The following is a 338-nucleotide window of genomic DNA, read 5'->3' on the forward strand; positions in this document are numbered from 1 at the left end:
CCGCAGTCGTTCTTATGTAAGTTTAGGGCTACGCCGTCATAAGGGCGAAGTACCCGAAAATATGATTTTGGAGGGTGGCAAAAGCAAACTAATATCAGCACAAGGAATTGAATGGATCAGAGATCGCATAAAAAAAGAGGGCGTCCTCGTCAGCAATAAAGGTGCTAACGGGGATCAGCACCTAGAAATACGCCTTCTAGGTGTCACCCTCCTAATAATCCATTTTACAGGGCGGGTTAGGGGAACGTCCAGAGAACAATTATTCCGATTGATTTAAAGACTTGTGGTCAGAAGTCAAGTAGGTGGTGCGTAAAATATTGGTAGTTCTAATTGTGAGG

The 338-nt window shown here is 44.1% G+C and carries 1 protein-coding gene; it reads left to right on the forward strand.

Translation table 11 applies throughout. The features are described from left to right. Positions 1-277 (forward strand): hypothetical protein (locus ACKTR2_RS10595; protein ID WP_407885103.1); only part of this gene is annotated, 277 nt, incomplete at its 5' end. Positions 278-338 lie beyond the last annotated feature (61 nt).

It is taken from the genome of Furfurilactobacillus curtus (assembly GCF_045862785.1).
Taxonomy (GTDB): domain Bacteria; phylum Bacillota; class Bacilli; order Lactobacillales; family Lactobacillaceae; genus Furfurilactobacillus; species Furfurilactobacillus curtus.